Here is an 18,985-nt window from a genome sequence, read left to right as displayed (position 1 = left end):
CTCGAACGGATCGACGCGGATCGCCTCCTCCGCCACCGGAAAGATGCGCCCCGAACCGAGTGCAGGGACGCCCTTTGTGCGGGCCTCCCGTTCATGCGCCGGATAGCTGTCGATGATCCGCTGCCGCTCCTCCGCCGTATAGTGTTCCGCATCCTCGATCGTCATGGTGATGACCTCGCGATCCGGCGACTGTTCCATCAGATACCGCGCCACGACGCTGCTTAACCCTTTGAGCGGTGTGAACGTGACGGCGACCGCACCGCGCGTCGCATTGGTGCGGGTGATCCCCTCGAAATAGACATCCTCCGGCGGCTCCTCGTCGAACCACACATAGTCGACCGTATTGGCCTGCCACTTACCGCGCCCCTGCTCGTAGGCCTTGAAGAGTAGCGTCGAGGCGCCTCCCGTGACATGGCGCACCGTCACGCTGTCGAGCGCGCCGGACGCGCCGGAACGCCGCGTGGTCGCCTGGATTGCCGCCTTCGGAATGAAGCCGGTGCCCCAATCCTCCTCGTTGAGCGGCGGACCGATCAGCAGCCGCTGCACGCCGTCGCGAGTCAGCTCGTAGGATTCCGAGCCCGCCAGCAGTACGACCGGTCGGTCGAACCGCCGGCCCCGCCACCAGTCCGGTAGCGCCCTGTCAGGTGCATCGCCGCCTCCGCCGCGCCGGCAAGCGTCTTGCCCAGTTGATTGCCGGCCATGAACAGCCGTTCGCGCACCGCGGCACCCGCATCATGGAACGTTGCTTCGCATAGGGCCGGTAACCGGCGAGAATATTGGTGCGCCGCCGCCGGTCGAGCTCGGCCATAAGCACCGCCTGTTCCTTGAGCAACGCGCGCAGATCGCGCGGCCGCGCGGAGGCGCCAGCCATCGCCGCTGCAGGCCCGGTCGATCGATTTGGCATTTTTTCTCCGCCGGTTCGCGCATTGTTCCATCTTTGGCTCTTGCCTTTGGCGAGAAGTCGTGGAAATTCCACCGCATGAGAATCAGCCGTACGCTATTGATTACGCTCTGCCTCTCGGCGCTGGCGTCCTCGTGCACCGAGACCGCGGAGGCGCCCGCACCCGCGCGCCGTTCCAAGATAGCCGCCGCTGTCGTCGATAATTCGCCGCGCCTATGCAAGACCCCCCAGACGCAGTGCTACTACGGCACCGGTCCGGCCGGCGAACCCTGCTCCTGCTGGTCGAATGAAGGCGCTCCCGCCCACGGCATCACCACCAAATAAGCCGAGAGCTTGAACTGTCGCGAAAATCGCTCGGCCGCCCCACGGCCGGCAATCCCGCCACTGCAATAACAACCGCACTATGGCCGCCACGCGCGTCTTATCAGACGCACGAGGCACGCCAGTTCGACGCGCGACTGCCGCCATAAACCGGCCGTTAACCGTATTTCACGTTACCGGGGGAACATCTCAATCGGCGCCACATGATTAACGTCATCCCACGCTCTGAAGAGACGGACGACAACAACGCGCTTGAAAGGGGATGGAGATGGTCAAAACTGGTCTTGGCGCTTCGATAGCTGCTCTCACCTTCTCCATTGCCGTGTCCGCGGTTCTTCATGTCGCCTTGGCCCAAAATCGCACACCAGCCGTCCCGGCGGTGTCGACTGAGATAACCTCGTCGATCTCCAGATGAAGTGAATTGCCCCGTCCGGGAAGGCCCGACTGGATGGGGCTGACGCGGTTGCCTGCGCGTCTCGCGGCGCTCTACACGTCCGATCGGACGCGCAAAAGCTGTGACACTTTCATCTGCTGCATGATTTTGTCCTCATGCAGCAGGCCGCGCTGGGCCTTCGTACTTGCCCTGGAAACGCCTGGGTTGCGGTCTCGGTTCCGCCTCCGGCCGGTTTCCACCCTTGCGCTTCCGTCCGCGCTGGCCAATGCTTGAAGCGAGCCGGCTTACTGAAGGAGGCACGCCCCATGATAGAAGGTCATTGCCATTGCAGGTCGGTGCGCATCACCGTTCCCATCCGCCCCGAGACGCTTGGCGATTGCAACTGCTCGATCTGCAGCCGGCTCGGCGCCCTCTGGGGCTATTATCCTGCGAGCGACGTCACCGTCATCGACGAACAGAAAACGCTCGTCGGCTATGTCCAGGGCGACGCAACACTCACGATGCATCATTGCGGCCGCTGCGGCTGCACGACGCATTGGTCGCCGCGCGGGCGCAACGCCTCGCGCATGGGGGTCAACATGCGGATGTTCGACCGCGCCGTCTGGGAGGAAATCCCGCACCGATTGATCGATGGTGCAAGCTGGTAACAGCACCATCCACCCCGCGAGGTTGCTCAGATCCTGCCCATTAACAGCAGGACCACCAGCACGACCACCAGGACGCCGAGAATGCCGGAAGGGCCGTAGCCCCAGCCGCTCGAATAGGGCCAGGAGGGAAACGCGCCGATCAGGAGCAGGATCAAAATAACGAGAAGTACGGTTCCAAGCATATTGCGATCCTCCGCCGCATAATTCGATCCGCGGATGGAATTACGCAGCAATTACAAGCTGCCACTGTGACATTGGCGCGTGCGCGCCGCCGCGGATGGTTTGTCATTCCTACCGAATGCCCATAACCGCAATAAGTTCCGATGAGACTGCGTCGGCCGACCGCTAAACCTCACGTCTCAGAGGATAATTCTGCGCCGCGCCGCTGTCCCCGCCAATATTTCGACTGTATCATTGGTAACAGCGCCGGCGCGCCAAAGATCCTTGTATGCATTTGTTCTCAGCTTCTTGAGAACATGCTAGATTTCCTACGGCTACAGAGGGGGAGAACCAATGCCACGTATCGCAAATCTTTACTTCAAGACCGCCATCATTTTCCTGATTGCCGGCATCTCGATCGGCCTTCACATGTCGATTTCAGGCAACCACGCGCCGACCGGCGCCCATGCCCACGCCAACCTGCTCGGCTGGGTCACCATGGCGCTCTTCGGCGTTTACCACGCACTCAACCCACGCAAGGCCGAGAAGCGCCTGGCGGTGATCCAGTACGTCGTCTACACGTTCGGCGTCGCCGTGCTGATCCCGTCGCTTTATCTCATGCTTTCCGGAAACACAGCGATGGAACCGATCGTCGCCATTTCCTCGCTTATCGCCTTCGCCGGCGTACTGATGTTCGCAGTCATCATCTTCTCGGGCAGCGAGGCCGCAGTTCCCGCCGGCGTCTCACGGGCGCGCTGATGCAATCGGGATGAGGTGGCTTCCACCTCATTCTTGCCCAACCTGCGGCGGCATACGTCTTCCATACATTCAAAACTCGCCACAACACTTTGAATTGCTGCAGGACTCAGCCCTGCTCCGGTCCGGAACGCCGTCCCGCCGGCCGCCGCGTCCGTACGGACTTCCGCGCCGTCCTGCTCTTCGCCGGCGCCTCGATCAGCGGCCGGATCGTCTGATCGAGCATCCGGATGCGCCGGACAAGCTCCTCATCCGTCAGCTCGTCCAGCGCGTTGGCATTCGCCGAAAGATCCTTGGGCAAGATCGAGGCCAGGAGCTTCAGATAGGATTCCGGCTTCTCCTCGCGCAGCCGCGCGATCACGTCGACGCCATGCGCCTCGAAGTCCGCCTGCACCGCTTCGAGGAAGGCCCCGCCGAGCCGCGTGCGCGAGCCCTTCGTCACCCCCGCCATACCGGCGCTAGGCTCGTCGCCCGCTTCGCCCGAGGGCGTGCTCGAGACATCGTCGTCGATCATCTGCACCGCCTCCCTTGTATTTGTCTCCACCCGCCGGAAGTTCCCATGATTGAGCGTGCAACGATTCCCGTTTCGCTACCCACAATTGCGCCAGAATCGCGAATCAGTTTGAATTGCAGTGCAATAGCGACCTCGAGAGATACCATGCGCAGTTTCGTTACTGTATTCCTGCTCGCCATATCGGCCACAGTTCTTGCCGCCAAGGAAAAGTTAGATGACCCATCCTATCAAGTCAGAATATGGATCGAAAAATTCGATGGAAACTATTCGCAAGCAACCGGCAGGTGCGGCTCTAGTTATTACTGCACCATAAAGGTCGGAAAGCATGAGGTCACTATCAGCGGCGCTTCCAGCAACTACTATTACCTCAGCGTGCACGGGGATCCGGAGGAGCCGGCCTATTGTTGTCTTTTTGCCGACAAGTCATATCAAGTGCCAGTACGGGTGGAGGGCAAACTCCATATCGAAACCCTTTACTATAAACTGCCTCGGTATTTAGCTCTCCGGGGCAAGGTCGAGTTCGGAAAGATCTACATCGAATACCAGGACCCGCGGGCCAACGAACGTCGCCAGCGAGTAAGCGGTACAGAGGGAGTCCAGGACCTTTGATAATCCGGCGGACATCACTCTCGCCACGTTCTAAGCGCTTCCAGCAAGGTGGTTCCAAACATCCTCGATAGCTTCTGAGCGCCGATCTTGCGGTTCTCTGCGTCAACCCAAGGATAATCACCCGTAGGCGAATACGGTATCTTGCGCTCCGCTCCCCGGCCAGACCTTTCGAGGCGCCGTTGAGCCAGCGAGCCTTCTTCAATGTTCGGTTCCCTCACATAAGGATCTTCGTAAAATCTCCGTTTCTCGTCGTCATCGAGTTTCTCCCGCATAGCCTGAATGCTGGACAAGACGGAAGCTCCATCCGGGTTGGTAATCTTAGGTATGAGATAGGTCAGCTCGATTTTTGCGTCTTCAAGATTCTTCTGCATCCCGCTTAAGCCTTTTCGCGGCCCTGGTGGTAAAGTGCCGAAGTGTTCCCTTTTGTCGCCGGAAAGCGCGCCGAGCGATTTCCTGGTCCCTTCTGGCAAATAGGAGCTTGGTCCATACAAGGCACTTTCAAGCAGGCTTTCTGCATAAGCTCTCGCATCCTCCGGACTGATGTATCCAGGGCTTGGCGCGAGTAGCGTTTGCCGCTGAATATTTCCGGCAGTAGTATTTTTCCTCAAAGGGAATGTCCGGTCGCTCATGAGCATCTCCTTGGTGCGTTTTGGCTGTTACGCTCGCCCGACCGTCGCAAGACCGAAGAAGTTCTCGTCGGCGGAGGTTTGCCCCTCGCCGAGCAGCTCTATTTCCAGTTCCCCGACGCGGTCGCGAACAAAGGCCGCGTCGAATTCGGCACGCTCTTCGCCGAATTGGAGGATTTGCGGTAGCATTTCGATTTCCGCCCTCCGCAGCCCGCCCGGCCGTCGCGTTGCGCCTCTGTGTCAACGTCGTTCAAGCGTCTTGCGCCTTGCGTTCGGTCGGGCGGCTGCGGGGGCGGCCGGTGACGCTGCCAAGGCCGCAGCGCCGCGCATCCTCTCGGACGCCTCAAGGTCGCTGTTCCATCAAGGCGCATCACCGGCCGCATACGGCGCCGCGCCGCATCGTGAGACGCGCGGCGGCTGCCGTAATCCGTTGTTTGACGATGGTTTGATAAGCTCAGAAATCGAAACGGCTGCCAAAAGCAGCCGTCGCATCAGGACAAAATTCCTATCCTTGATTTATGGAATAATCCAATTCACCCGCGGACCGCAAGAGCGGGCAAAACGAAAAGCTTCCGATCGCCGATTTAGCGACAGCATTTTGGCTACTTGTAACCCACCTTCCGGAAGCCGCCCGTTGCCCAACCCGCCCGCACCACCGACACAATCGCCCACGGCACCCGCCTGCAAAATCCGGCCCAAGCCCTTGCTATACAAACGTATATTATAATTTCCTTGCATAAGACAGAGCCCTCTGCTTCAATCGAAACGGGTCGATGCTCAAGGGGCTTGGGCATGATTGTATTGGTGGCATTTCCGCAAGCAAAGCGAGAGACGAATGATCATCGCGCCGTAAGGCCGGTGGTTGGCTGTCGCGCACGCCGAGGGAAAAACCATTGCCCCGACCTGCCGGTAAAAAAGACGTGAGCGAGGCTAGAAAAACCGGCAAGCCGACAAATATTTATACTGTAACAGCAAGAAATGACGGTGCGGCACTTATTTTTTAGACTTTGATCAACCCTTGGCTCCCGGACCGATACCGGGGAACCAGACAAGCCCTCACGCATTTGCCTTCCGACAGAAGGAGCTTCAGTCATGCGTAATCACTGGATCTATGTTGCCATCGGATTTGTTGCCGGCGCTGGCCTGTTTCTCACCACCTCCTGGCAGCAGCACACGCAGCCAGCCGAAATGCCGACGGTAAAACTCGAAAAGACCGACCGCCTCCAGGGCCCCGCCGTCCAGACCTCGTTCATCATGGAACGCTTCGGCCCAGTCCACGCGGTGGAATAGGCCCCGCATCCGTAGTCTCCTGAATCCACAGCAATGTCGCCGGAAACGTCACGCGTATTTCCGGCGGCATCGCGGCGTGACATGAACCTTTATCCTCGCTGAACGTTTCCCTGCCAGCCTGAACAGAGCAATTCCAGGAAAAGTGCGTAACGGTTTTCCGTCCGGGAATTGCGCAGTTTCAAAGCGGAGGACTGCCGATGGTCCCTGTCCCGCGTGCGAGGATGGTCGAGTGGGTCGTGGTGATTGCCGCGTGCGCGCTGGTTGCGGCGTTCATGGTCGCGACGTTGATCCCCTGATCGAAGTCGCCGATCAGACAATGCCCGAAAACTTCCGCTGCTCGCGGATGTAGGCGATTGCAGCAACTTCCAGAGCTCTGCACTTTGCCTCGAACTGGAGCAAGCTTTCATCGTCTTTGTCGGAAGCGCATCGCAGAACATCGCGTTGGAGGCACGCGTGCTCGTATACCTCGCATAGATGCAGAAACACGAGATCCTGCATCATCCAAGCGCTGTCCCTCAACTCCGGGGCTGCCAAAAGCAGCCTGGCCATTCCTGCCTTCTGCACATCCATGCCGAACGCTCGCATTCTTCGACGAGCCGAGCAAATTTAACGGCCTACGCGGGGAGAAGGTTCCAGAAGCATCTCCGGCGTACCCGCTACGACGGAATTCTTCACGCCCACAAGGCAGGACGTCCCGAAGAAGAAAAGAAATCAGATGGATGTTTTCAGTGAGACGCGCAGCGCTGCAGCCGACCGCCCTTCATTTGACAACCGCCGTAACGAAAAAGGCGGCGATCGCACCGCAGAGCACCGCATAGGCGCAGGCGCGCAACATTTTCATTCGGCGCGTTCTCTCGCCGGTCCAATCGTAGCCCATCATGTGCTCCGAACCGCCTTACAGCATCAAGCGTCTCATGACGCGCGAATGCCTGCTGTAATGCTTTGAATTGCCACATGATCCCTCAACTCGACGTCGACTTGAGAAATCTCGAGTAACTTGCCGGCTTCTTCTTAAAAAATGGCGAATCGAGGCAAGAAAATCTGATCGACAGTGCCCCAACGTCTGCGGCAATGACGCTCCAACATGTGTGGACGGCATGCAGCCCTTCCCGTCTTGCCTTTCACTCGCGAATGCGCAAGTTACACTCCAACGGGCTTGCCCGACAAAACTTTCGAGGAAACCGCTTTGAACTCCGACAACAAGCCCGATGCCACGATCAAGGTCGAGAAGCGATTGAACGGCCGCTGGGCCTTCGTCCTCACCTTCCGCGGCGTGACCTATCCGGCCGAGGGGCAATTTGCCTCCGAGTTCCAAGCGCAAGCCGCCGCCCACGCCGCGATGAAGTTCTTGCAACAACGCGGCTGACCTCACTCCGGCAGACCGGCCAGGCGATAACCGTCGATAAAATACCGCCTGAGCTCTTCATCCCGGAACGGTTGCGAATCCGACCACTGCCGTATCGTGAAGTTCGGGTTGTTCATCATGAAGAGCTGCGCCTCCGTCCGCGCATCATCCAGCCGCCCGAGCCGCGCCAGGCTTGCCGCAAGCAGGCGGCGCGAGGTCGCGCGGTAGGTTTCCGGGCGGCGCAATGTCTGGACCGCCGCCTCGTAGTCGCGGCTCGCATACTGGGCCTGACCCAGCATCCAATAATACCAGCCAGGCGGGTGAGGATTGAGCCGGAGGGCCTTTCGGACGTGCTCGATGGCTTCGCCGGGCCGCCCGGCGAGCACGATCAGATCCGACCGCATCGCCCAGGCGTCGGCATGGTTGGGATCGAGCCTCAGGGCAAGGTCGAACTCCGCATCCGATTCCTCCCAGCGGCGCTCATGGCCGAGGATGATGCCGAGCACCCAGCGGTTGCCGGCGTCATTGGGGTCGAGCGCGACCGCTTTTTGCGCTTCCGCGACGGCTCGCGGCCGGTTGGGATCGATCGGCTGATCCCAGAATTCCCAGCTCAGCCAAAGGTTGAGCGCCAGCAGCCGATGGGCCTCCGCATAGTCCGGATCGCGTGCGATTACCCGCTGCAGCAGGAAGATCGCCTCCCTTGCGGCGCCGGCCGTCTGCAGGCCGAGCGAACGCGCCCGGACGCAGAGATCATAGGCCTCCATGTCCGTCGGCCTGTTTCGCGCCGGCGTCGCCGTCAATCGCCCGACCAGCGCCTCGACGATGTTGCTCGTCACCTCGTCCTGGACGGCAAAAATGTCCTCGAGCCCGCGGTCGAACCTCTCCGCCCACAGGTGGTCCCCCTGCATGGCGTCGATCAACTGGGCATTGATGCGAACCCGCCCGGCGGCACGGCGTGCGCTGCCTTCCAACACGTAACGAACTCCAAGCTCGCGGGCAATGCGGCGCACATCCGTGTGCCTGCCCTTGTAGGCGAAAACGGAATTGCTGGCGATGACGAACAGGCCGCTGGCCCTGGAGAGGTCGGTGATCAGGTCTTCGGTCAAGCCGTCGACAAAAACCTCCTGCTCCGGATCGTTGCTCATGTTGGTGAATGGCAGGACGGCAATGGAAGGCTTGGTCGGCAGCGGCAACGGCGCCTTCGCGGCGCCATGCTGGCCCCAGGCCGAAGTCTCGATGCGATAAACGGAAACCGGCTCGGCCACGTTCTTGATGGCGTGCGGGCCAAGGTCGTCAAATTCGCAGTAGAGCCGCCGGCGGACCTGATCATAGATGCTGCTGGAGACGAAGATCTCTCCCGGACCGGCCATTGCCTCGAGCCGCGCGGCTATGATGACGCCGTCGCCGTAGAGATCGCCGCTCTCGACGACGACGTCGCCTAGGTTGATCCCAATTCTCAGAAGAATTTGCCGGTCGTCTGCAAGTCCCTCGTTTGCCGCCTGCATCCGCCGCTGGAATTCGATCGCACAGGTCACGGCGTTGACCGCGCTTGCGAACTCGACCAGCACTCCATCGCCCATCGTCTTGACGACACGGCCATTATTCTCGCGTACCAGCGGTTCCAGGATCTGCTTGCGGCGTTCCTTCAACGTTGCCAGCGTGCCGCTCTCGTCCAGTTCGACGAGGCGGCTGTAACCGACCACATCGGCAGCCATTATGGCGGCAAGACGCCGTTGGGCGCGTTCCTCAGCCATGTCAAACGCCTTCGCAGAACGCAGTGCCGTGGAATTGTAGGACGTCCATTGGAAATGTCTATCAACCGAATGCGTCTGGCGGCGGCAGGATGTTCATTGTCCGGGAGCGAGGCCATCGAGCAGGAAGTCAAGCCCTTTCCTGAAAGCGCCGTCTGAGGACCGCGAACAACGACCTTGGCAATTGACCCGATGCTCTTCGAGGTCGAAGCGGTCGTCATGCTGGATTAGAGCAATTCCGGGAAATGTGTGTAACGGCCGGAATCAGACCTACAGCTCCTGTCCGAGGCGCGACAGCGGGGGGCGTTTCGTCCCGTTGTCTCAACTGTCACATGCGCCTCCTAACTTCCGAGAATACTACTTCACGGGGCCACGCGTGATGGACGTGAGTTCCCCGATCACGTCAAACGCCTTGATGCTCAACGTCGGGTCACCTTTCATCTCCGCAATAATTGGCCCGTCGACGAAGGCTTGCACTGCGGCGTCATCGTCGAACAGGTAGATCCCGCCGGCTTCACTTTGGGCCTCATTAATGATCCAGACCTTCCAGCGCAGGCCAGGTATGTCCGCGATGGGTTGAGCATAGGGCAGATTTTCTTTCTCGTACTCGGCCCTCGGTCCGTTGAGCTTGTAGTTGATTTGCAGAATTTTGGCCGACATGTCTTTCCTCCCCTATTCTCTGTAGCAGTAGGCGTTACACGATCACAAGCGACCCTCCGCGTCCCCTTGTTTGGCGCCCCTTCAAGATACCACCTCAAGCGGCATCGTGGCGAGGGTACATCGGCGTTCCACTTGCGCATCTTGCGTTGGATTTCCATTGCGCAGGCCACCGCGTTCACCACGCTTGAGAACTCGACCAGCATTCCGTCGCCGGTGAGCTTGACATCCACCCCCCGCGCTCAAATTGGCCCGAACCAGCCCCTCTCGCCGACGGCCGTATTGCTGCATGTTTTTGCCCCTGAATCGGATACGATTTTAGGAAAGCATGCAAAGCCCATCCGAGGGACCAGAATGTGAGCAAGCCGAATTACCAGGACATCGCCCGCCGGGCCGGAGTGGGAACCGCAACGGTCGAGCGGGTCCTGAACGGGCGCGGAGGCGTTCGCCCGGAACTGGTCGAGAAGGTCGTCGTTGCCGCGCGCACTTTGAACTACCCGCGCACGCTTCCCGACGCTCATCGGGGACTGCTGCGTATCGAAGTGCTGATGGTTCGCCCCGAGACCACTTTCTACCGACGGCTCTCCAAGGCGTTCGAGAGGATTGCCGCGACCCTCGATCCTCTGGTGATCGTCCACCGGAGCTTCACCGAAGAGATGAAGCCGGACGAGATCGCAAGGCGCATCCTTTCCACCGACCTGCCGCGTGCCGGTCTGATCCTTGCGGTTCCCAACAGCCCGCTGATCAGTGCGGCCGTGGAAGCGGTGGTTGCGCGAGGGGTGCCGGTCGTCCATGTCGTAACCCGAGCATCCGAGAGCACGGGGGAATTCGTCGGAATTGACAATTACGCCGCCGGACGGACGGCGGCTCACTTCATAGCCCGCATGGCGCGGGCAGAGGGCCCGGTCATTGGGCTGTGTCATCCGATCTATCAGGTGCACCGCGATCGTATCCGCGGGTTCTCGGACTACTTTCATGAACACCCCGGCCCCATCGCCTTTGAATGGCTCGGCTTCAGCCGCGACGAAGAGCACTACAGCGCGGAGTCATTGTCCCTTGCGCTTGAAATGTATCCGGATCTCGTCGGGCTTTATAACGCCGGAGGCGCAAACTCCGCTCTGATCCAGGTCCTGCGCCGTCATCGCCGGGGCCGGGACGTGTTGTTCGTCGGGCACGAATTGACCGACTACACCAGCACCGCCTTGCGAGAGGGCATCATGGACGTGGTGTTGGATCAGGCTCCCGAGGCGCAGGCCCAGCGTGCGCTCGATTTGATCCTGCGTCGCATCGGCTTGACTGCGATCGAGCCGGATCGCGCTCCCATTCGCTTCGTTACCATCACCGCCGAGGCGCTTTGATCTAATTTGATCAAGGAAGGTTTCGGTGTTCAGAAAGCCTCCTGATATTTGTCAAGTCAGGGAGGAGAGACGGAGCGTCGAAACGGAGCGACACCGGATCAGGCGCGCGACGCGCTCTCCTTTGATCGAGAGAATCTGTGCGGGCGCGACCGCCCAGGGAGAGCGCAATGGACGACCTACAATATGGAACGCGCAACAAGCGCGGCGACTGGGCGCCGAACCGGCCGGTCGAAACCGCGCCGCTGTTCGTCTTTCCGCCCCGGTTGATGGCAATTCTGAAGTGGCTGCCGCACTACTTCCTTCCCTGGAACGTGATCTTCGCGGCATCGGCGGTGGCCTACTGGGCATGGGTGATTCCGACGATCAACACGATGCAGACTTTCGCCATCGGCTGGATCGCCTGGCTTTACGCCGTCAATGCGATTTGCGTGTTTTTCTTCTACGGCGCTTTCGAGCTTCATCTCTATGTCCTGAAGCGGCAGGAGAACCGCTTCAAGTACAACGGAAAGTTCCCGGCCGAGCAGAAGAGCAAGGCATTCTGGTTCGAGAGCCAGAGCGTCGACAATATTCTGCGCACGTTTCTCTCGGGCGTGACCGTCTGGACCGCGGTCGAAGTCGCCATGCTGTGGGCCTATGCCAACGGCTATGCGCCCTGGCTGAGCTTCACGGAAAATCCGTGGACGCTTGCCGTTGTCGCGCTGGTGGTGCCGATCATTCACGAGTTCCACTTCTTCTGCATCCACCGGCTCATCCACACGCCCTTCCTCTACAAGAGGGTGCATTCGGTCCACCACAATTCGGTGAACCCCTCGCCCTGGTCTTCGCTGTCGATGCATCCGGTCGAGCACCTGCTCTACTTCGGAACGGCGTTCTATCACCTGATCCTGCCCTCCAACCCTATCCTCATGCTCTATCAGCTCCACTATGCGGGCTTCGGAGCCATTCCCGGCCATGTCGGCTTCGACAAGGTCGAGATCGGGGAGGACAAGCTCATCGATAGCCATGCCTATGCGCACTACCTGCACCACAAATACTTCGAGGTGAACTACGGCGACGCCCTGATCCCGCTCGATAAATGGTTCGGCACCTGGCACGACGGCTCTCCGGAAGGCGAGGCGCGGATGCAGGAACGCTATCGCAAGCGCAAGGAAAAACTCGCGGCCCGCAAGGCTCGCGTCGAATTCGGGGGAACCGCCCAATGACCTGGATCTCTGCCTGCAAGCTTGACGACATCGAACAGGAAGGAGCCATCCGCTTCGACCATGGCGGGCGCACCTACGCGATCTACCGCGGGCCAGACGACAGTGTCTACTGCACCGCCGGCCTCTGCACACACGAGGCGATCCATCTCGCCGACGGATTGGTGATGGATTTCGAGGTGGAATGTCCCAAGCATTCCGGCGCCTTCGATTATCGCACCGGCGAAGCGCTCAGGCTTCCCGCCTGCGAGAACCTGAAAACCTATCCGGCCGAGGTGGTGGACGGAGAAGTTCGCGTGGCCCTGGACTAGAACGACCCGCTTTCAGGCGGAAATCGATAGAAGCGAATAAAACTCCATAAAATCAAACAGTTAGAGAGTTCTGCGTGTGTTCGTTCGAACGCACGGTGCTCTAAGGCTGCGCGACATTGGGCCCGATGGGCCTCCGGGATGCAACTGGGTGGTCCGGCACCCCCGAAGGGAGGATGAAATGAAATCGACTGTTGCGGCGGCCGTTCTGGCTGCCTTGATGGCTGGTACCGCATCGGCCGAGACGATCGGCGTTTCGATGCAGAGTTTCGACAACAACTTCCAGACATTGCTGCGCCAGGGGCTCGACGCAAGGGCGTCCCAGGTGGGCGGGGTCACTCTCCAGATCGAGGATGCGCAGACCGACATCTCCAAGCAGATCAACCAGGTGAACAACTTCATCGCTGCGGGCGTGGATGGGATCATCATAACCCTGACGGACACCTCCGCCGCTCCCGGCATCAGCGAGGCGGCTCGGAAAGCTGGAATTCCCCTCGTCTACGTCAATCTCGAGCCGGAAAACATCGATAAGCTGCCGGAAAAGCAGGCTTATGTCGGTTCGAAGGAAATCGACTCCGGAAGGCTCGGTGCGGAGGCGGCCTGCGAACTGCTGAAAGAAATGGGAAAGGCAGACGAGGCGCAGGTCTACATCTTAATGGGAGATCTGGCCCACCAGGCCTCGCGTGACCGTACGTCGTCGGTCAAGGAAACGCTGGCGGCAGGTGATTGCAAGGGCGTGACCATCGCCGACGAGCAGTCCGCCGCTTGGACGCGCACCAACGCGATGGATCTGACCACGAACTGGGTCACAGCCGGACAGCCGATCGATGTGATCTTTGCCAACAATGACGAGATGGCGATCGGCGCGATCCAGGCGCTCAAGGCCGCGGGCATGTCGATGGATGATGTGATCGTCGTCGGCATCGATGCGACGCAGGATGGCCTTGCCGCCATGGCCGCCGGTGATCTCGATGTGACGGTGTTCCAGAACGCCAGGGGACAGTCGGCGAGCGCCGTGGATGCGGCCGTGGCGCTCGCTCGCGGCAAGAGCGTCGACAAGGAGGTCTGGGTGCCCTTCGAACTGGTCACGCCCAAGAACATGGCCGAATACGCCAAACAGAACTGATCCTCCCCGACCGGCGCCCCTGCTGGTTGCGCCGGTCTTCTCACGATTGGAGAGCACATGGACGGTATCGTCATCATCGGTGCCGGGGAATGCGGCACCCGAGCAGCATTCGCCCTGCGAGAAGCGGGCTATTCCGGATCGGTCACGCTGGTCGGAGCCGAGCCTCACCTGCCCTATGAGCGCCCGCCGCTGTCGAAACCGGGAGACGGTGCGGTGCAGATGAAGCCGATCTGCGCAGCCGAAGCGCTGGCGGCGGCCGGCATCGACTATTTGCCCGGAGTGTCGGCCTCGAAACTCGATGCCGACGCCGGAACCGTGACCTTAGGCGACGGGCGGGCGCTGAGGTATGAAAAGCTGCTTCTCGCCATAGGCGCGCGTCCGAGACGCCTGACATGCCCGGGAGCGGACCACGCGCTCGATTTCCGCACCTATGCAGATGCGAAGATGGTTTTCTCCCATGCAGAAGCCGGCAGGCGCGTTGCGATCATTGGCGGCGGTTTGATCGGAATGGAGCTCGCGGCAGTCCTGCGTGGAAAAGGCATCGCCGTCAGCATTGTCGAAGCGGCACCGAAGCCGCTCGGACGTGCAGTTCCCGAGCGTTTTGCCGCAAAGCTGCATGCGAGGCATATGGACGAAGGCGTGCATTTCCACTTCGGACAGGGCGTTGCCGAAATCACGGATAACGCTGTTGTGCTCGCCGATGGCAGCGATGTGCCCGCCGACGTCGTCGTCGCGGCGATCGGCGTACTGCCCGATATCGCGCTGGCCGAGGCGGCAGGACTGGCAACCGGCAACGGTGTCTTGGCGGACAGCTTTCTTCGTACCAGCGCCCCCGACATATTCGCTGCCGGCGATTGCGCGGCGGTGGCGCAACTAGGTGGCGGGCATGTTCGCTATGAAAGCTGGCGGAACGCAAGGACGCAGGCCGAAACCGCAGCGCGAAACATGGCCGGTGCAGCCGAGACCTTTGCCGCTATCCCGTGGTTCTGGTCCGACCAGTACGATCTTGGCTTGCAGGTAGCGGGGCTGCCGCAGCCAGCGCATCAGCGCGTCGTGCGCTCAGCCGCGGCCGGCGAACTCGAGTTCTATCTGGACGATGGACGCCTCGTGGCTGCGGCGGGCCTCGGCTTCGGCAACAGCCTGGCCAAGGAGATCAAACTGGCTGAGATGTTGATTGCCGCAGGCGTCAGCCCCGACCCCGTGGCATTGGCCGACCCTGGCTTGAACCTCAAGACGCTTCTGAAAAGCCCGCGGGCGGCCTGATGCCCCTGAAGTTTCGAAACACTTGAGCTTGTCTTTCGTCTCAAGGGCAAGCTCACACCAACTCCAGGAAGCGAAGCGGCGTCTCCCCCACCAGCACGGCCGCGCCCCATACGATTAGTGCTACGCCGATAAGCTTGCCGAGCCGAGAGCCCATCGGAAGGACCTTTTCCAGCACAACGAATGTCATGAGACCCACCATCCAGAAGAGATTCATGACGCCGCCGAAGAACAGGAGCCCCATCAGGAACCAGCAGCAGGCGACGCAATAAGCACCTTGCTCGATTCCCATGCGGAACGCTCCGGTCGTTCCCCCGCGCCAATGGGTGAGGATGAAATGCAGCGGAGAGCGACACTGGCGCAGGCAAGCTCGCTTGAGCGGGGTCAGTTGGTAAATACCCGCTGCCAGCAACAGCGTGCCGTCGAGCGTCGCGCTTGCACTATCCAGCATCGGCGACAATAGCGCCGAACGCTCCAGGCCCCACTGCAAACCGACTGCCACAACGCTGAAGCCCGCCCAGGCAATCAGGTAGGCTGAGGCAAAGAGCGAGGTTGGGACAAAGGGATTGCCCTTTTCCTTTTGCCGGCGGCTCATCGCCCCGAACAGAAGCACCGCGGGTGCCGTCGAGGGGAGCATCATGGCGGCCATCATCACCCACCACATGATGAACATCAGCGCGGCGTGGCTCATGTCCCAGACGGCGGGCGTCATCATCGGCATGCCTGCTCTGCCCGGGGTGACGCAGATCGTCCCGAGGGCTGACACACCCATGCCCGCCCCGGCCAGAACATATGTCCACGCGATCACAACGACGGTGGAAAGTGCAGTGAGGACAACAATCCTGTCGCGCTTGAACGCGCTCTCGACGGCGGCATCGATCGACATCTCTTTATGCCCTTTGGCTCGATACTATCCGAGCCATGCCGTGAGCCTTGATCTTTCCCGGACCAGGCCATCCTGATTGAAGTGGTGAACGCAAAAATCGGCCCATGAATCTTCGAACGCCATTTCCATATCACCGGTGACCGTGGTCGTGCCGAGCCCGAGTTCCGCGTAGGTGAACTCGAAGCTGCCGCTCGGCCGTGCCAGCGCGATGTGGAACGGCTCGCCCGTGAACTCGTTGATTTTCGGGCTGGCGCTGCTCGTCAAGACGCCCGGGATCCTGACCTTCGCGGTTCGGGCATCGAAGTCCGCCTTGAGATCGATCGGCAGGAACAACGTTTCGCAAAAATCGGAACAGGTGCTGGCGAAGACTGCGAAGAGATTGCTCAAGGGCGGGCAGGCCCCGCCCGAGATAATCGTTTCAAGCGCGATCCGTTGGGCCTTGTCCGCACGCTCGTCGATGATGATCTGACGCCGGCCGTTTCCGTCCTTGATTTCACCGGGCCACTTGTAGAGCGCCGCCCAGGTCAGGCCCGCTAGCGGCGTGTCGTTGAAGTGGCCTTCAACGATGTTGCCGGTGTAGGCGGACTGGCAATAGCCATGTGTACTTGGCAAATTGAACTGGCAGCCGCAATTCATGGCGCAATTGCAGTTATCGTAGGTTTCGCTCTTGAATACCCATTGGTCTCCCATTCCCGGATCCTCCCATCCTTGCGCCGACATTGGCGCAACGATTACGGAGATCGCACAAGAGAGGTCGCGCGCTCTAGTTCAGGAACTGAAGCGCCCCGGTTTAGAATCTGAACTAGCCAGGACAGCCCACCTGCCGTAGCGTATGGTGAACCGACTGCATGTTTCTCTGGATCGTAGTCGATCTAAGGATAAAAACATGCATTAAAACAAAGACCTAGACTGCGTCGCATGGCTCCAGTCGAATGCGGCGCGCTTTGGGGAGGAGGTTCACCATGACACAGGCAAGCTATGGACAGTTCTGTCCGGTGGCCCTGGCTGCCGAGGTGCTGTGCACACGCTGGACGATGCTGCTCCTGCGTGAGCTGATGGCCGGCTCGACGCGCTTCAACGATCTGCGCCGAGGCGTGCCGCGCATGTCCCCGGCCCTCCTGATCAAGCGGCTGCGCGATCTCGAGGACGCCGGTATCGTCCGTCGCGTTGCTTCGCAGACCGAGCCGGGAATTCTTGAGTATCACCTGACGTCTGCCGGACGGGACTTGAAGCCGGTGGTCGAGACGATGGGCATATGGGGCCAGCGCTGGTTCGAGGCCGATGTGTCGCTGCAACATCTCGATCCGTCGCTATTGATGTGGGACATACACCGCAATCTCGATCCCACGACGTTGCCGCCGCGGCGCTGCGTGATTCAGTTCCTCTATCCTGAACTGCCTGCCGCTCGCCGGCGGTGGTGGCTTCTCGTCGAGCCCGGCGCCGGGGTGGATCTCTGCGCAGTCGATCCCGGCTTCGATATCGACCTCTACGTCACCACCGACCTGCGTACCATGACTGCGATCTGGATGGGACTGACGACGGTCCGTCAGGCGATGGGCGATGGAAAGCTTGTGCTCACGGGCGATCGTCAGGTGGCGAGCCAGATGCAGACCTGGCTTGGCCTGAGCCCTTTCGCGGCGGAAAAGAAGCTGGTTTCTGCATAGCGGTGTGGCAGGGCTCATCGTTGTGGCGACTCAGGGCATGGCGCAATGCCGACAACAGCGGCGCTTGCACGAACTTCGGCTTGGCCCCCGAAGCGGTCATTGTCAAGAGCTTGACCTACGCTGCGGGAGCCTCATGCCATTGCGTCCGAATTTGCTGCTCTAGAGTCGGTCAGCGTTAAGCTGAATCGAAACAGGATTCCCTTTTTGTTGGGATTGTGATTCAAGATCATTGCTGGTGAGGAGGCCAGCAATGATGGCGCGACCTCTTTCTCTTGATTTACGCCAGCGCGTCGCCGCCGCTTTGGCCGGAGGCATGACGGTGCGGGCGGCCGCCTTGCGCTTTGGGATATCGGCGGCGACGGCGGTGCGGATCGGCCAGCTCGACCGGTCCGGCCGCGGTTTGGCGCCGGCCAAGATGGGGGGCCATGTCAAACCCATGCTGCGGGGCGCGGCGGCCGATGAGGTTCACCGCCGACTGGCGGCCAAAACCGATTGGACGGTGCGGGCGCTTGCCGCCGATCTGAAGGCGGCCGGGATCGATGTCTCGCATGACACCGTTTGGCGGTTTCTGCGCCGCGAAGGCAAGACATTTAAAAAAAACGCTGATCGCCAGCGAGCAGGACAGGCCGAAGGTGGCGCGCTTCCGAAGCCGCTGGAAGACCCATCAACATCGACTTGATCCGCGCCGCCTGGTGTTCGTTGACGAAACCTGGGTCAAAACCAACATGACGCGCAGCCGCGGCTGGTGTCAGCGCGGCCAGCCGCTGATCGCCAGAATACCGCATGGCCATTGGAAGACGCTGACCTTCCTCGCCGGGCTGCGTCACGACCGCATCGTCGCACCCTTCGTGCTCGACGGCCCGATCAACGGCATTGCCTTCACCGCCTGGGTCGAGCAATGCCTGGCGCCAACCCTCAACCCCGGGGATATCGTCATCCTCGACAATCTCGGCAGCCACAAGGGCAAGCCGGCGCGCAGCGCCATCCGCGACGCCGGCGCCCATCTGTTCTTCCTGCCGCCCTACAGCCCCGACCTCAATCCGATCGAGATGATGTTCGCCAAACTCAAGACCCTGCTGCGCAAGGCCGACGAGCGTAGCGTCGAGGCGACATGGCGGCGCGTCGGCGAAGCTCTCAAGGCGTTCAGCCCGCACGAATGCGCCGCCTATCTCAGGCATGCAGGATACGTTTCAACGTAGGTCTGACAGACTCTA

General features: G+C 60.6%; 23 protein-coding genes and 1 pseudogene. 13 read left to right on the top strand and 11 right to left on the bottom strand.

Annotated features, from left to right (window positions below):
* Positions 1 to 84: 84 nt before the first annotated feature.
* Both GHK62_RS34975 and GHK62_RS34115 read right to left on the bottom strand, forming a co-directional pair.
* Positions 85 to 650, bottom strand: a pseudogene (locus tag GHK62_RS34975) (terminase large subunit domain-containing protein); the annotation flags it as partial.
* Positions 641 to 904 carry a hypothetical protein gene (locus GHK62_RS34115; protein WP_234886801.1) on the bottom strand — a complete coding sequence of 88 codons (264 nt, stop codon included), beginning with the start codon at positions 902 to 904 and terminating at the stop codon, positions 641 to 643. The pseudogene GHK62_RS34975 and the gene GHK62_RS34115, both read right to left, overlap by 10 nt.
* Positions 905 to 979: 75 nt before the next feature.
* Here GHK62_RS34115 and GHK62_RS06485 point away from each other — a divergent pair, with 75 nt between their 5' ends.
* Together GHK62_RS06485 and GHK62_RS06480 are read left to right on the top strand one after the other, a co-directional pair.
* Complete coding sequence (locus GHK62_RS06485; RefSeq protein ID WP_153437501.1) at positions 980 to 1,225, top strand: hypothetical protein; 246 nt, start codon at positions 980 to 982, stop codon at positions 1,223 to 1,225.
* A 696-nt stretch (positions 1,226 to 1,921) separates the two neighbouring features.
* A complete protein-coding gene (locus tag GHK62_RS06480; protein WP_153437500.1) occupies positions 1,922 to 2,263 on the top strand; it encodes a GFA family protein in 342 nt (113 codons plus the stop codon).
* Positions 2,264 to 2,289: 26 nt separating this feature from the next.
* On the opposite strand, the gene GHK62_RS06475 is transcribed toward GHK62_RS06480, so the two are convergent.
* Positions 2,290 to 2,445 (bottom strand): DUF3309 family protein, encoded by a 156-nt coding sequence (locus GHK62_RS06475; protein WP_153437499.1) that lies wholly within the window; start codon positions 2,443 to 2,445, stop codon positions 2,290 to 2,292.
* A gap of 331 nt (positions 2,446 to 2,776) precedes the next feature.
* Here GHK62_RS06475 and GHK62_RS06470 point away from each other — a divergent pair, with 331 nt between their 5' ends.
* Positions 2,777 to 3,181: a hypothetical protein gene (locus tag GHK62_RS06470; RefSeq protein WP_153437498.1), complete on the top strand. Its 405-nt coding sequence runs from the start codon at positions 2,777 to 2,779 to the stop codon at positions 3,179 to 3,181.
* Between the two features lie 106 nt (positions 3,182 to 3,287).
* Here the strand turns inward: GHK62_RS06470 and GHK62_RS06465 are convergent, their stop codons facing one another.
* Complete coding sequence (locus tag GHK62_RS06465; protein WP_153437497.1) at positions 3,288 to 3,692, bottom strand: hypothetical protein; 405 nt, start codon at positions 3,690 to 3,692, stop codon at positions 3,288 to 3,290.
* Between the two features lie 45 nt (positions 3,693 to 3,737).
* Here GHK62_RS06465 and GHK62_RS06460 point away from each other — a divergent pair, with 45 nt between their 5' ends.
* Positions 3,738 to 4,301, top strand: coding sequence for a hypothetical protein (locus GHK62_RS06460; RefSeq protein WP_153437496.1), 564 nt, complete (start codon positions 3,738 to 3,740; stop codon positions 4,299 to 4,301).
* A gap of 14 nt (positions 4,302 to 4,315) precedes the next feature.
* On the opposite strand, the gene GHK62_RS06455 is transcribed toward GHK62_RS06460, so the two are convergent.
* Positions 4,316 to 4,930, bottom strand: a complete 615-nt coding sequence (locus GHK62_RS06455) for a hypothetical protein (RefSeq protein ID WP_153437495.1) — start codon at positions 4,928 to 4,930, stop codon at positions 4,316 to 4,318.
* Positions 4,931 to 4,957: 27 nt separating this feature from the next.
* The gene (locus tag GHK62_RS06450; protein ID WP_153437494.1) at positions 4,958 to 5,116 is read right to left on the bottom strand and encodes a hypothetical protein; all 159 of its coding nucleotides are present in this window, start codon (positions 5,114 to 5,116) and stop codon (positions 4,958 to 4,960) included.
* Positions 5,117 to 6,019: 903 nt separating this feature from the next.
* Here GHK62_RS06450 and GHK62_RS06445 point away from each other — a divergent pair.
* Positions 6,020 to 6,217, top strand: a complete 198-nt coding sequence (locus GHK62_RS06445; protein ID WP_153437493.1) for a hypothetical protein — start codon at positions 6,020 to 6,022, stop codon at positions 6,215 to 6,217.
* A gap of 309 nt (positions 6,218 to 6,526) precedes the next feature.
* Here GHK62_RS06445 and GHK62_RS06440 read toward each other — a convergent pair whose 3' ends face one another.
* The gene (locus GHK62_RS06440) at positions 6,527 to 6,787 is read right to left on the bottom strand and encodes a hypothetical protein (protein WP_153437492.1); all 261 of its coding nucleotides are present in this window, start codon (positions 6,785 to 6,787) and stop codon (positions 6,527 to 6,529) included.
* A 616-nt stretch (positions 6,788 to 7,403) separates the two neighbouring features.
* Here GHK62_RS06440 and GHK62_RS06435 point away from each other — a divergent pair.
* On the top strand, positions 7,404 to 7,583 hold the full coding sequence (locus GHK62_RS06435) for a hypothetical protein (protein ID WP_153437491.1): 180 nt from the start codon (positions 7,404 to 7,406) through the stop codon (positions 7,581 to 7,583).
* 2 nt (positions 7,584 to 7,585) lie between these two features.
* Here GHK62_RS06435 and GHK62_RS06430 read toward each other — a convergent pair whose 3' ends face one another.
* Positions 7,586 to 9,316 carry an adenylate/guanylate cyclase domain-containing protein gene (locus GHK62_RS06430; protein ID WP_153437490.1) on the bottom strand — a complete coding sequence of 577 codons (1,731 nt, stop codon included), beginning with the start codon at positions 9,314 to 9,316 and terminating at the stop codon, positions 7,586 to 7,588.
* Positions 9,317 to 9,670: 354 nt separating this feature from the next.
* Positions 9,671 to 9,973: a YdhR family protein gene (locus GHK62_RS06425; protein WP_153437489.1), complete on the bottom strand. Its 303-nt coding sequence runs from the start codon at positions 9,971 to 9,973 to the stop codon at positions 9,671 to 9,673.
* Between the two features lie 353 nt (positions 9,974 to 10,326).
* Between GHK62_RS06425 and GHK62_RS06420 the strand changes: the two genes are divergently transcribed.
* The 5 genes from GHK62_RS06420 (at position 10,327) to GHK62_RS06400 (ending at position 15,224) form a co-directional block, all read left to right on the top strand.
* Entirely contained in the window at positions 10,327 to 11,328 is a 1,002-nt protein-coding gene (locus GHK62_RS06420) for a LacI family DNA-binding transcriptional regulator (RefSeq protein WP_184108828.1), read from the top strand.
* 167 nt (positions 11,329 to 11,495) lie between these two features.
* Positions 11,496 to 12,530, top strand: coding sequence for a sterol desaturase family protein (locus tag GHK62_RS06415; RefSeq protein WP_153437488.1), 1,035 nt, complete (start codon positions 11,496 to 11,498; stop codon positions 12,528 to 12,530).
* A complete protein-coding gene (locus GHK62_RS06410; protein ID WP_153437487.1) occupies positions 12,527 to 12,838 on the top strand; it encodes a Rieske (2Fe-2S) protein in 312 nt (103 codons plus the stop codon). The genes GHK62_RS06415 and GHK62_RS06410 overlap by 4 nt, the downstream gene beginning before the upstream one ends.
* A 178-nt stretch (positions 12,839 to 13,016) precedes the next feature.
* On the top strand, positions 13,017 to 13,961 hold the full coding sequence (locus GHK62_RS06405) for a substrate-binding domain-containing protein (RefSeq protein ID WP_153437486.1): 945 nt from the start codon (positions 13,017 to 13,019) through the stop codon (positions 13,959 to 13,961).
* 57 nt (positions 13,962 to 14,018) lie between these two features.
* Positions 14,019 to 15,224, top strand: coding sequence for an NAD(P)/FAD-dependent oxidoreductase (locus GHK62_RS06400; RefSeq protein WP_153437485.1), 1,206 nt, complete (start codon positions 14,019 to 14,021; stop codon positions 15,222 to 15,224).
* A 52-nt stretch (positions 15,225 to 15,276) separates the two neighbouring features.
* On the opposite strand, the gene GHK62_RS06395 is transcribed toward GHK62_RS06400, so the two are convergent.
* Positions 15,277 to 16,107, bottom strand: a complete 831-nt coding sequence (locus GHK62_RS06395) for a DUF2182 domain-containing protein (RefSeq protein WP_153437484.1) — start codon at positions 16,105 to 16,107, stop codon at positions 15,277 to 15,279.
* A 24-nt stretch (positions 16,108 to 16,131) separates the two neighbouring features.
* On the bottom strand, positions 16,132 to 16,797 hold the full coding sequence (locus GHK62_RS06390; RefSeq protein ID WP_153437483.1) for a DUF1326 domain-containing protein: 666 nt from the start codon (positions 16,795 to 16,797) through the stop codon (positions 16,132 to 16,134).
* 272 nt (positions 16,798 to 17,069) lie between these two features.
* On the opposite strand from GHK62_RS06390, the gene GHK62_RS06385 reads away from it, so the two are divergent.
* Positions 17,070 to 17,771, top strand: coding sequence for a winged helix-turn-helix transcriptional regulator (locus tag GHK62_RS06385; protein WP_153437482.1), 702 nt, complete (start codon positions 17,070 to 17,072; stop codon positions 17,769 to 17,771).
* Between the two features lie 253 nt (positions 17,772 to 18,024).
* Positions 18,025 to 18,970, top strand: a protein-coding gene (locus GHK62_RS06380) for an IS630 family transposase (RefSeq protein ID WP_167528167.1) whose coding sequence is annotated in 2 segments (ribosomal slippage) — positions 18,025 to 18,363 and positions 18,365 to 18,970 — 945 coding nt in all. Because the reading frame shifts where the segments join, the coding sequence is not laid out codon by codon here.
* Positions 18,971 to 18,985: the final 15 nt, after the last annotated feature.

The sequence above is a fragment of the Sinorhizobium terangae genome, from assembly GCF_009601505.1.
GTDB classification, from domain to species: domain Bacteria; phylum Pseudomonadota; class Alphaproteobacteria; order Rhizobiales; family Rhizobiaceae; genus Sinorhizobium; species Sinorhizobium terangae.
Note: the sequence above shows the minus strand (reverse complement) of the source record. Positions and strands in the feature narration are given on the sequence as shown.